At 39.2% G+C, this 11951-nt stretch carries 10 protein-coding genes and 3 pseudogenes; 4 read left to right on the top strand and 9 right to left on the bottom strand.

What is annotated here, in order from left to right; genetic code table 11:
- Positions 1-182 precede the first annotated feature (182 nt).
- Together argJ and JCM21531_RS07340 are read left to right on the top strand one after the other, a co-directional pair.
- The gene (gene argJ / locus JCM21531_RS07345; protein ID WP_038288738.1) at positions 183-1388 is read left to right on the top strand and encodes a bifunctional glutamate N-acetyltransferase/amino-acid acetyltransferase ArgJ; all 1206 of its coding nucleotides are present in this window, start codon (positions 183-185) and stop codon (positions 1386-1388) included.
- A gap of 269 nt (positions 1389-1657) precedes the next feature.
- Entirely contained in the window at positions 1658-2089 is a 432-nt protein-coding gene (locus JCM21531_RS07340) for a chemotaxis protein CheW (RefSeq protein WP_038288735.1), read from the top strand.
- Positions 2090-2115: 26 nt separating this feature from the next.
- On the opposite strand, the pseudogene JCM21531_RS07335 reads toward JCM21531_RS07340, so the two are convergent.
- Positions 2116-2624 (bottom strand): annotated as a pseudogene (locus JCM21531_RS07335) (amidase domain-containing protein).
- Between the two features lie 274 nt (positions 2625-2898).
- Here JCM21531_RS07335 and JCM21531_RS07330 point away from each other — a divergent pair.
- Complete coding sequence (locus tag JCM21531_RS07330; RefSeq protein WP_038288733.1) at positions 2899-3105, top strand: zinc-ribbon domain-containing protein; 207 nt, start codon at positions 2899-2901, stop codon at positions 3103-3105.
- A gap of 66 nt (positions 3106-3171) precedes the next feature.
- Here JCM21531_RS07330 and JCM21531_RS07325 read toward each other — a convergent pair whose 3' ends face one another.
- The 7 genes from JCM21531_RS07325 to JCM21531_RS07300 form a co-directional block, all read right to left on the bottom strand.
- Complete coding sequence (locus JCM21531_RS07325) at positions 3172-3555, bottom strand: DUF948 domain-containing protein (protein ID WP_038288731.1); 384 nt, start codon at positions 3553-3555, stop codon at positions 3172-3174.
- 267 nt (positions 3556-3822) lie between these two features.
- Positions 3823-4227 (bottom strand): YtxH domain-containing protein, encoded by a 405-nt coding sequence (locus JCM21531_RS07320; RefSeq protein ID WP_038288729.1) that lies wholly within the window; start codon positions 4225-4227, stop codon positions 3823-3825.
- A 194-nt stretch (positions 4228-4421) separates the two neighbouring features.
- Positions 4422-5282 carry a zf-HC2 domain-containing protein gene (locus JCM21531_RS18640; RefSeq protein WP_243467377.1) on the bottom strand — a complete coding sequence of 287 codons (861 nt, stop codon included), beginning with the start codon at positions 5280-5282 and terminating at the stop codon, positions 4422-4424.
- Positions 5279-5806 (bottom strand): RNA polymerase sigma factor, encoded by a 528-nt coding sequence (locus JCM21531_RS07310; RefSeq protein ID WP_038288726.1) that lies wholly within the window; start codon positions 5804-5806, stop codon positions 5279-5281. The genes JCM21531_RS18640 and JCM21531_RS07310 overlap by 4 nt, the downstream gene beginning before the upstream one ends.
- A gap of 147 nt (positions 5807-5953) precedes the next feature.
- Entirely contained in the window at positions 5954-6235 is a 282-nt protein-coding gene (locus JCM21531_RS21250) for a LiaF domain-containing protein (protein WP_243467376.1), read from the bottom strand.
- A 16-nt stretch (positions 6236-6251) separates the two neighbouring features.
- Positions 6252-6914 carry a toast rack family protein gene (locus JCM21531_RS07305; RefSeq protein WP_243467375.1) on the bottom strand — a complete coding sequence of 221 codons (663 nt, stop codon included), beginning with the start codon at positions 6912-6914 and terminating at the stop codon, positions 6252-6254.
- The gene (locus tag JCM21531_RS07300; RefSeq protein ID WP_038288723.1) at positions 6901-7374 is read right to left on the bottom strand and encodes a PspC domain-containing protein; all 474 of its coding nucleotides are present in this window, start codon (positions 7372-7374) and stop codon (positions 6901-6903) included. Before JCM21531_RS07300 ends, JCM21531_RS07305 begins: the two co-directional genes overlap by 14 nt.
- A 246-nt stretch (positions 7375-7620) precedes the next feature.
- Between JCM21531_RS07300 and JCM21531_RS07295 the strand changes: the two are divergent.
- Positions 7621-10412: pseudogene (locus tag JCM21531_RS07295) on the top strand (glycoside hydrolase family 48 protein).
- A 112-nt stretch (positions 10413-10524) separates the two neighbouring features.
- Here JCM21531_RS07295 and asnS read toward each other — a convergent pair.
- Positions 10525-11918, bottom strand: a pseudogene (gene asnS, locus JCM21531_RS07290) (asparagine--tRNA ligase).
- Between the last annotated feature and the right edge of the window lie 33 nt (positions 11919-11951).

The raw sequence follows: 11951 nt of genomic DNA, 5'->3' as shown, positions 1-11951 counted from the left end.
AAATAGGTCTATATACCCTTTTTTGCTTCACAATATATTAAAAAAATCTCAAATAAAAACACCAGTACTATTGAATACTATTAAATAAAATTATATAATCTTTCTGTTATATGGATACCAATTATACCAAATAAGGCACAAAAATTTTCAATGCAAATCTAATATAAAATGGAGTGAAAGAAATGATAAACATAATAGATGGAGGAGTTACAGCCCCAAAAGGATTTAAAGCTTCGGGAGTTGCCTGCGGGCTTAAGAATAACCAAAAAAAGGACCTTGCTGTTGTTTGCTCCGATGACTTAGCGGTTGCATCGGGAGTTTTTACAAAAAATGTTGTAAAAGGACACTCCCTTCAGCTTACCATGGAGCATATAAAAAGCGGATACGCTCAGGCATTGGTCATAAACAGCGGCAATGCCAACGCCTGTCTTGGAGAACAGGGCTATAAAGATGCAGAAGAAATGGCCTCCCTCGCTGCCCAGCTCTTAAACTGTAATTCAAAAAACGTTCTTGTGGGTTCTACCGGAGTAATCGGAATGCCCCTCGATCTTTCAAAGGTTCGTTCCGGTATAAAGTCCGCAATTTCAAGCCTTTCCGAAGAAGGCGGTCACGATGCGGCTGAGGCTATTATGACCACAGACATTGTATCAAAGGAAATTGCCGTGGAATTTGAAATTCAAGGAGAAAAAGTAAGAATCGGTGCAATGGCAAAAGGTTCCGGGATGATACACCCCAATATGGCAACAATGATAGGAGTTGTAACGACAGATATAAACATTTCCAAAAAGCTTCTGGACAAGGCTCTCAAAGATGTAATAAACCATTCTTTCAACCGGGTATCGGTTGACGGAGACACCAGTGTTTGCGACATGGTTGTCATTCTTGCCAACGGAAAAGCAAATAATGAGGGCATTGTCAAAGAGGATATAGAATATTCGACTTTCAAATCCGCTCTTGAATACGTTTGCACCTATCTTTCCAAAATGATAGCCAAAGACGGAGAGGGTGCAACCAAGCTTATCGAAGTTGTTGCCGAAGGTGCTAAAAATAATGAAGATGCTTATAAAATAGTAAGTGCAATTGCAAAATCACCTCTTGTTAAGACAGCCATCTTCGGTGAAGATGCAAACTGGGGCAGAATTATAACAGCGGCGGGTTATTCCGGTGCCGACTTTGATCCGAACCTCGTGGACATATATATTGGAGAACTTATGGTATGCCGCAACGGTACCGGGTTAGACTTTGATGAAGAAAAGGCAAAAGAAATACTTAAGGAAGCGGAAGTTAAAATAAAAATTAATCTTAAAGCGGGAACTTCATCGGATAGAATCTGGACTTGCGACTTCTCATATGATTATGTAAAAATAAACGGAAGTTACAGATCCTAGTACGCCCCGATATAAGCCCGGGATATCGAATTCCTTTACTTTTTTCTCTTACATTCCACTCTAAGAGGCTAAAGAAAAAACCATGTCCTTTAAACTTAGGGCATGGTTTTTTATAAAATGCCGTCAAAATCACATAAGCTTGTATTTGATTATCTTCATAAAAGTTGATATAATATTATTATGAGTCATTTTATTCACGTCCAACTTATTTTGTTCGTTTGATGAAATTCCATAAAAAATAAAACCATTGCGAAGGGAAGGATATAACTATGTCGCAGCAATACGTTATATTTAAGCTAAACGATGAATATTTCGGCGTCAATATAGCACATGTAATGGAAATTATTTGGCCTCAGAAGGTTTTTAAGGTACCGGATACTCCTTCTCACGTGGAAGGACTTATAAACGTTCGTGGCAAGGTTTATGCTCTGCTGAACCTAAAGAATAAACTCAATCTTCCCGATAATCAAATAATCGATGAAGAAACAAAAATGCTTATAATAATGATAAATTCCAAAACCCTTGCTTTCATGGTTGATGTTGTGGAGGAAATTATATCCATTGAGGATGAGGAAATAGAGCCTGTCTCCGAGTCTGTTTCAAGCTATTATAAAAAGTATCTCAAAGGAGCTGCCAAAATTCAGGACCGTTTCATACTGCTTATTGACTTTGAAATCATATTAAATGAAACCCATAAATAGCCAATGACATCCATGCCAAAATATTATTATGTTCTTACTCCCAATATGTGTATAAATCTGATGTCCGCCCAGTCATAGTTTGTTATGGGATAATAGTCCCTGTCGTATGTATGGGCCGCCACAAGTATGTTATGAAGCTCACAGGATCCTACCTTAACCACAACCGGAGAATGATCAAAATTAGGCGCCCCGCCAAACGACAGTTGGATTATATCCCGGGCTGTATATCCTTGACATCTGACTGCACTGCATAGGGTCCTGCCCCCTTGTTGTTTACCAGAAAGTTGTACAAATAGTTTACTCCCGTCCACGAAGGAGTTCTTCTGTTTGCGTCTATATAGTACCAGCCGTATGTAGGAGTAAAATTCATTACATTGCTTCCTGCAAATAAAACCTGCGATGCAAAATTTGTGCAATCACCGCCAAGTTTGTCAAAATTAAAATATTTGGGATTGCGTCCAAAAGCCCACCTATGCGCATACTCTACTGCTTTTGCCCTGTTATAAGGTTGAATTACTCTTCTTGTGCCATCCATTTTTACTATCCTTACTTTAACTGTAAATCTTTCCTATATCATTGTTATGACAGTCTCATTGTAATTATTAGTGTTTTATAATCAATATAAGATTTATTATCTTTACCTTTTTTTTCCTTTGAATAATAATTATTGATTGTGGAAAAAATTTGTGTTATAATATTTTTATCAAGTGATTTAATTAAGTTCCTGACCCATGTTCTCCTTAGTTAGTTTGGATGAATATGTCTAGTCTCGAATAAGTTAAATCCAAATTATTAAGGAGGGCTGCAAAGTGGCAGATAAAACTTTAATTTGCAAAGATTGCAACGCTGAATTTGTGTTTTCTGAAGGTGAACAGGCTTTTTACCAAGAAAAAGGGTTCCAGAACGAACCTCAAAGGTGTCCTACCTGCAGACAGGCCAGAAAACAGCAGAGAAGAAACAACGGTTTTGGCGGAGGAAACAGAGGATACGGAAGGAACTTCAGTGATAGATGGTAAGATTCTTCTGACTTTACGAAAAAATTTAAGGGAGAGCATTACGCTCTCCTTTATTATTTGTCATCTTTATTTTCTTTTTCCAACAGGAAACCTTTTTAACAATGCCTTTATTACCTCTCCTGCTATACTTACAAAATCAAATAAACCTTCCGCTCCTTCAACCACGGACAGTATACTGTCGCAAACAGATGTCTCCACTGCATCAATTGCTTCCCCAACCTTATCTACGCCCTGCTTGACTCCCATCGTAACTTCATTTACATTTTTAGCGATTTCAGGGATAGTGTCTACTGTCTTGTTAATGTTATCCTCATTTTTCTCCATAATCTTGTCCAATCTTTTAATTAATTTATTGACATTAAGGAGAGTAACAATAGCAACTATTATTAAGACAGCACCCAAAGTATACATGATAAAATTGGCCAAATCATAAGAAATTGTTACCGACACGTACGTCCCCCCTCCTGATAAGCCCGAGGGCATTGCCCTTCCCGGCTTATATGTTTTCTCATTGGTAAATCAATTTACAATAAAAGCTCGGGACATCGAGTCCCTTCACTTTTACCTCTTTCATTTCATTCCAAGAGGTTAAATAAAAGCTCGGGACATCGAGTCCCTTCGCTTTTACCTCTTTCATTTCATTCCAAGAGGTTAAACAAATACAAAGAAAACAAATTGACATCAATTTGTTCTTTTGTATATTTCAAAAAACTATTTTCAAAAAACTACTTCCTCATTTTGTTCTTCTTTTTCATCAGTGTCTTCACCGGCTTCCTCAGATGCTGCCACTTCCTCCTTGGCTTTAGCAGCTTTTCTTTCTGCCAATTTTACTTTAGCATCATTTATAGTCACTCTAAGTGTTTCCACAGCTTTCTTTGAAGTCTCGGATACCTTGTCAACAGCTTTCCTGGTATTTTCGGATACTACTTCAGCTGTTTTTCTGGCATTTTTCGCAATATCCTCTCTAGTTTCTTTTCCTGATTTAGGTGCTAACAATATACCTGCTGTAATACCAACAGCAGCTCCAACTCCTGCGCCTATTGCTGTGTTTTTTACAGCTTTCTTTCTTGCGGCTCTTTTCTTTTCGATTTTTCTCTTCTTAAGATAATCCTTTATTCCCATGTAAAAGCACCTCCTAGACCATAATAGTTTTATTTGAAACTGTATCCACAAATAATATTATACTATACTTTAGAGGAAAAAACTAGTAACATTTTACCATAAATACACTTTTTATGGGTACAATTAGCCTTGCAGCAAGGTACACTTAAGTAATTTCAGCTTTTCCGGTGCTATTTAAAGCAATGGTAGTAATTTTATGCATCCTTTCCTGCAAAGGAAATAAGAAATTCACTTCCCCTCTTTACAAGCTCGAAATTCCACTGATAATCACCAAGCTCAGCATCAACACTGTCATTAAGCCTTACAAACACCATATACAAATCCCCTTCTTTTGCAACATTTGTTATCTGGGTAAATAAAATATTCCCTTTATTTATCATAATATAATGCTTGGCATTTTGTGCTAATTCCTGTTTAAATTCTTCTGTAGAAATTTTCTTTGCAGCTTCAATGTCTCCTCTGTATATGGCTCGGATGAATTCTATTACGATCTCCTGAATCTTTTGATTATCTTCCTCATTTATGCCTTTACTGGTCTGGTATTCCGGAATAGAAACGCCTCCGATTTCCTTTATTCTCATCTTAAGCTCTTCATTTTCTCTTATTAAACTCTCGTTCAGTTTTGCCATCTCTTCATTCTGCTGTTTAATGGCATTATACTCATTCTGAATATCTTTTAACTGCTTTACGACCGGAACCTCCGGCAAATATGTTGATGCAAAGCTTGGAAAAGCTACAATTGAGCCTGTCAAAAGAAACATACCAAAAAATACGACCGCAGCAGCTCCGGAAACAAAGCTCATAAGAGGCTTTTTTCCCTTTCTACTGCCAGCTTTTTTAACAATATTTTTTTTACTCATATTCAAAACATCCTCCTTAATTATCACTGATTGCTTTATATCCTTAAAATTGCTAATAATCTCCTTTGTTTCCCTGTACTCTGCTTGGCATTTTTCACACTCGAAAAAATGCTTTTCCATCATTTTGCTTAAATTTGCGTCAAGCTCTCCCATTATATGCTCTTCCATTAACTCTAAAAATCTGTCACAGTTCATGTATTCTCATCCCCTCTCCTGCCAACTTTCATCATTTTCCTTAATTCTTTTAGCCCATTACTCAGTCGGGACTTAACAGTACCTTCAGGAATATCCATTATTGAGGCAATCTCCTTTATAGGCAGGTCCTGAAAATACCTTAATGTAAGTATAATTCTAGTATCTTCCTTTAGCAAAGACAAAGCGTTGAGAAGATCAATGTTTTCTTCCTTAGAATCCTCCAAGAACCCCTCATTCTCGATAAAATCCACAACCGTAACTCCTTTATTCTTTCTGAAATTATCGTTGCATTTGTTTATGAGGATTCGGTTTATCCAAGATCTAAACTTTGATACATCTTTAAGCGTATCCAGAGAGGAAAACGCCTTTAAAAAGGTTTCTTGACATATATCAAGGGCATCCCATCCTGATTTTACTATCCCTAGCGCAGTATAGTAAAGCTCATTATGATACCTTTGAACTATTCTCTCAAAAGCTTTTTTGTCCCCTCTTTTCGCAGACTCAACAAGCATATCGATTTCCACCCCACACCTCCATTTTCTTATTTACATAATAATGACGCTCAACTACATGGTTCGGTTCAATAAATTTAATAAAAAAATAAAAAACGCCAAAGTCCGGTTCAAATACCTACTTCGGCGCCTATTACATTCTCTTTAACGAAAGAAATATTAAATTCCATTAATCTCAAGAGCTCCTGCTCCAATATCTATTTCAATTTCTATCTTGTTTTTTGCTTTGTCATATCCCGGTGAAATATAAGATTTGTTCTTTTTTTCAAGGACTAGACCGTTAAATTCAATGGAGCTCAACAATCCATCGACATCAATTTTGATACCTGAATCTTTAGGTACAAATATATTAAATTTGGCTGCACCTGCGTCAATATCAACCTTTGTGGAAGGATGCCTGTCTCCCAATACCAGCTTGATATTTCCCGCTCCCCCGTCCAATTCAAAATCTTCGACTCTAAGACGATAGGTCTATCTCTGCGTCAATACCTCCGACATTTAAGTCAATATCCCAAACCATATCCGAATTTAGCAAAACTTCCAACGGCTCTCCCGTTGCCAAATTCTTTGCAAAAAAATCATTTGAGAAAGCAAAGTTTCTGATATCATCCAATGAAAACCCTGATTTCACTTTAAAATCAATAACAGCAGTTTTATTATTTTTTTTGTAATCCACTTCATATTTGATACCGGAATCCGTAATGACTCCTTCAATTAGATTGGAGTCGGTGGAACCAATCTTTAACTTTTGACCGCTTAGGTTCATCTTTAACTGCCCTTCTTCGGTTTTGGGCATTTTCTCCTCTGCAAAGGATCTGCTATAGCTCTCTTCGACGTTTCTTCGGGATTTATTTTCCGTCGCACCGCTATAGAAGCTGCCGGATATCAATAGAACTGCAAAAAATGCCGTCCAAGTAAAAATCTTAATTATAGAATATCTATCAAAAATAAGGTTTATTCCTGCCACAATAAGCAGTAATGAGGCTATCACCGGTATATTATTTAAAACAAAGCTTAATATTTTATCAAAGTTCAGCATCCCAAACTGAGCCAATATAACTATTATGCCTATGAAAATCATAAAAATTCCAAAAACTATACCGCCATTATTTCTTTTCATGCAAACGCCTCCCGCCTCTAAATACAATCAGTGCACCAATACCTATCAGCAGTATGGGACCTAAAATTCTAAAATCAATTCTAATATAGGGCTTAACTAAGAAAACAAGCCCAAGCACGATGAGGCAAATGCCAATAAAGGTTTTGTTGCCCTGATAATCTTTTCTTATATATTCCTCATCATCTCCCAGTGTGCTGCTAAAATCTCTGTCCGGGTCGTAATGATTATTAAACCCGCTTTGAGCAAAATCGGTAAAGTTTTGGGTGCTACTGCCGTCTCCTTCAGGTATTATAAAAATCGCCACAATATATGCAAATAACCCTGCTCCTCCGGATAAAACAGTTGCTATTACAAAACCAAGTCTCACAATGGTAGGGTCAACATTAAAGTACTCTCCTATTCCTCCGCACACCCCCGATATAACTTTGTTATGGCTTGAACGAACCAGACCTTTTCTCATAATAATTCTCCTCCTCTATACTTCACATAGATGTTATTTTACCGGTATTATGTTCTTTGATAATTTTTTGATTCTGTTTTCCGCTTCATATCATATAATACGGACAGCACTAAAAAAGTCTTAAAAAAATTATAAAATATTTTTAGCCATTTTAACAAGACAAATAATTTGTAATAGCCCAAATTCCTTAGTATAATAGTTACAAAAGAAACATTTTTTAAGAAGGAGGTTTGTTAAGGGGGAGTCATGAAATTAAGATATAATATAAGGCGAAGAAGAAAGATAATTAAATCCTGCAGCATAATTGCTGCCGTTATCGCCGTTTCAATACTAATAATCGGAATCAAAGGCAGATTTAAACCTTCCCGGCAAATATCAGGTCCAAACGATACATACTCTGAAGAATATGTCCGAACAGTTTATTCCGACAGGTTTATGGCACTTTTTGAAAATATCCAAAAAGAAGGCTACCTCAGTGAAGAGGGGATTCCGTATCACTCCATAGAAACGCTTTTGGTAGAAGCTCCCGATTACGGACATCTCACCACCAGCGAAGCCATGAGCTATATGGTTTGGCTTGGAGCAACCTATGGGAGACTTACCGGCGACTGGTCATACTTTAAAGATGCCTGGGACAAGACAGAGCAGTACATAATACCTTCTCCAGAAAGAGACCAACCCGGTGCCAATGCATACATTCCCGCACAGCCTGCCCAATATGCACCGGAGGCCGATTCGCCCGAGAAATATCCCGCTCCTGGCGATACCAACGCGCCCACAGGTATTGACCCAATTGCAGATGAACTGGCTTCTAGCTACGGTTCAAAAGCCATATATCAGATGCACTGGCTTTTAGACATCGACAACTGGTATGGGTACGGCAATCATGGGGATGGCACAAGCCGCTGCTCCTACATAAACACCTATCAAAGGGGCGCAGGAGAATCCGTATGGGAAACAATACCTCATCCTTCTTGGGAAGACTTTAGATGGGGACAAGTCAATAACGGCGGATTTCTTAAACTTTTTGGAAACTTTGGCGAACCTGTAAAGCAATGGCGCTACACCTCTGCCTCCGATGCCGATGCAAGACAGGTTCAGGCAACCTATTGGGCATATCTTTGGGCAAAAGAACAGGGCAAAGAAAAGGAACTTGAACCGTATTTTGAAAAAGCATCAAAAATGGGTGATTATCTAAGGTATACTCTCTTTGACAAATATTTCAGGCCAATAGGGGTCCAGGATACCGCAAAGGCCGGTACGGGATACGACAGCTGCCATTATCTTTTATCCTGGTATACCTCATGGGGAGGGGATATCAACGGAGCCTGGAGCTGGAGAATCGGCAGTTCCCACTGTCATCAGGGTTATCAAAATCCGGTGGCTGCCTACGCACTGGCAAAAGAATCCGTATTAACACCCAAATCAAAAAACGCAAAGAAAGACTGGGAAAAAAGCCTTCAGCGCCAGCTGGAGCTCTTTCAATATCTTCAAAGTGCCGAAGGCGCCATAGCGGGCGGAGTAACCAACAGTTGGGAAGGCTCGTACGGCAAATATCCCGAAGGCACAAGTACATTCTACGATATGGCCTATGACTGGCAGCCCGTTTACCATGACCCGCCAAGCAACAACTGGTTTGGATTTCAGGCATGGTCAATGGAAAGAATTATGGAATACTACTATTTGACAGGAGATAGTCAAATTAAAGATCTTTGCAAGAAATGGGCATCATGGGCAATAAAGAATACCCGTTTGAAAAACGATGGAACCTATGAAATTCCCTCTACTTTGGAATGGTCCGGCCAACCTGACCCATGGACAGGAAAACCCAGTGAAAATAAAAACCTCCACTGTACTGTTAAAGACTGGACTGTTGACGTAGGGGTAACCGCTTCATATGCAAAAGCACTCATTTACTATGCTGCCGCCACCGAAAAACATGAAAAGAAAGTTGACGACAAGGCCCGAGAAACAGCCAAACAGCTGCTTGACAGAATGTGGCACAACTATAGAGATAAAAAGGGCGTGGTAGCAAAGGAACCAAGAGCAGATTACAAACGTTTCTTTGACGAAGTTTATATTCCCCACGATTATTCCGGAATAAATGCCAAGGTGCCGAGATAAAGAACGGAATAACCTTTATAGATCTTCGTCCGAAATACAAAGAGGACAAAGACTATAAAATGGTGGAAGAAGCCATAAAAAACGGCAAGGATCCGGTAATGACCTATCACCGCTATTGGGCACAGGCCGAAGTGGCAATGGCAAACGCTATGTACCACCTTTACTTTGAGCAAAAGAAAAACGGATTGGTGCCGGGCATAGACTCCGGAAATAACGGTTCTTCACCGAAACCTCAAGAAACAGCCAAGCCGGGTTCAACCCCGGATAGCTTATCGTCTCCCGGCGCAGCAACAGAAAGTCCTACAAACACAGTTGGTCCAAATGAAGATTTATCACCGCGGAATACTTCAACACCAACCAACGCACCGTTTAGTCCTACCAACACACCGCATAATTCGCCCAACACAGCACCTAATCCGACCAAAACGTCATCCGGACCGTCTACAGGCAATAGCAGCGGAAGCAGCATATCATTGCAATATGCCAACGGCAACGGTTCAGACACCACAAACACCATAAATCCGAGGTTTAAGCTTATTAACAACTCCAATTCGGCAGTTAAGCTATCGGATGTTAAGATAAGGTACTATTACACAATTGACGGTGAAAAGGGTCAGCAATTCTGGTGTGACTGGAGCTCTGCCGGAAATTCGAATGTAACCGGAAAATTTACAAAACTTAATTCATCGAAAAACAATGCCGACCATTACCTGGAAATAGGCTTTACCGAAGGAGCAGGAAGTATTGAGCCAGGTATGAGTATAGAAGTTCAGGCAAGATTTTCAAAAGACGATTGGTCAAATTACAGCCAATCAAACGATTATTCTTTCTCTTCATCCGCAAACGACTACGGAAATTCAAACCGCATAACTCTCTATGTAGGCGGAAGACTCGTGTCGGGAAGCGAACCATGATAGATAATACAGATTCTATAGAATAGTAAATAAAAAATATTAAAACAAGGGACAGTTTTTAACAGGCCATGCCTTAAAAACCGTCCCTTTCTTTTTCGTATTGGCATTTCTATTAGAATTCCGCTGAATGTACAGTCCTCGGGAAAGGTATTACGTCTCTAATGTTTGTCATACCTGTAATATACATTATTGCTCTCTCAAATCCCAATCCAAAGCCTGCATGCCTGGTGGTGCCATATCTGCGAAGATCCAGATACCACCAGTAGTCCTCCATATTAAGTCCAAGCTCCTGCATTCTCTTTTCTAAAAGGTCCAATCTTTCCTCTCTCTGACTTCCGCCGATTATCTCACCAACCCCGGTACAAGAAGGTCCATTGCCGCAACAGTTTTATTATCGTCATTCATCCTCATGTAAAAAGCTTTTATTTCCTTCGGATAGTCAGTAACAAATACAGGCTTTTTAAATACTTGCTCCGTAAGATATCTCTCATGTTCGGTCTGCAGGTCATTTCCCCACTTTACGGGATATTCAAATTTTTGATCGGATTTTAACAAAATATCAATAGCTTCGGTATATGTAACATGAGCAAACTCGGAATTTACAATATTGTTCAACCTCTCAAGCAGTGTATTGTCAATAAACTTATTAAAGAATTCCATTTCCTCAGGAGCATTTTCCAGGCAGTAATTTATGATATATTTGAGCATGTCCTCTGCAAGCTCCATATCATCCTTAAGGTCGGCAAAAGCTATCTCCGGCTCCACCATCCAAAATTCTGCCGCATGTCTTGCCGTATTGGAATTTTCGGCCCTAAAAGTCGGCCCAAAGGTGTATATGTTTCTGAAGGCCATACTGTATGTCTCACCCTCAAGCTGCCCGCTGACGGTGAGGTTTGTTTCCCTGTCGAAAAAGTCCTTTGTAAAGTCCACTTTTCCCTCTTCATTCTTCGGCAGGTTGTTCATATCAAGGGTTGTAACTCTGAACATCTGGCCAGCACCTTCTGCATCACTTCCTGTGATAATTGGAGTGTGAACATATACAAAGCCTCTCTCCTGGAAAAATTTGTGTATAGCATATGCTACAAGGGACCTTACTCTGAATACTGCCGAAAATGTATTTGTCCTGGGCCTTAAGTGTGCAATTGTCCTTAAAAACTCAAAAGAGTGCTTCTTCTTTTGCAGAGGATACTCGGGAATCGATGCCCCCTCTATCTCAATTTTAGATGCCTTTAACTCAAAAGGCTGCTTCGCATTGGGAGTCTCAATCAAATCTCCATGCACAATAATTGCAGAGCCCACCGGAAGCTTTGCTATCTCTTTAAAATTCTGAATATTAGCCTCTTCAAACACAATTTGAAGATTTTTGAAAAACGAACCGTCATTTAATTCAATAAACCCGAAAGACTTTGAATCCCTTATGGTGCGAACCCATCCCGCAACAACTATTTCTTTTCCTACATAATCTTTTGTCTCTCTATAAAGACTTTTTACCAATGTAGTTTTCATTTCCACTAACCCCTTCTTGTAAAGTGATGTTTT

Source organism: Acetivibrio straminisolvens JCM 21531, from assembly GCF_000521465.1.
Taxonomy (GTDB): Bacteria; Bacillota; Clostridia; order Acetivibrionales; family Acetivibrionaceae; genus Hungateiclostridium; species Hungateiclostridium straminisolvens.
This window is presented reverse-complemented; position numbering and strand designations above follow the sequence as displayed.

What these genes read in the sequence shown, in the direction of transcription:
- JCM21531_RS18640 (WP_243467377.1), bottom strand. Translation starts at nt 5,282, where the DNA reads ATGAACTGTGACAGATTTTTAGAGTTAATGGAAGAGCATATAATGGGA.
- argJ (WP_038288738.1), top strand. Translation starts at nt 183, where the DNA reads ATGATAAACATAATAGATGGAGGAGTTACAGCCCCAAAAGGATTTAAA.
- JCM21531_RS07305 (WP_243467375.1), bottom strand. Translation starts at nt 6,914, where the DNA reads ATGAAAAGAAATAATGGCGGTATAGTTTTTGGAATTTTTATGATTTTC.
- JCM21531_RS07340 (WP_038288735.1), top strand. Translation starts at nt 1,658, where the DNA reads ATGTCGCAGCAATACGTTATATTTAAGCTAAACGATGAATATTTCGGC.
- JCM21531_RS07320 (WP_038288729.1), bottom strand. Translation starts at nt 4,227, where the DNA reads ATGGGAATAAAGGATTATCTTAAGAAGAGAAAAATCGAAAAGAAAAGA.
- JCM21531_RS07300 (WP_038288723.1), bottom strand. Translation starts at nt 7,374, where the DNA reads ATGAGAAAAGGTCTGGTTCGTTCAAGCCATAACAAAGTTATATCGGGG.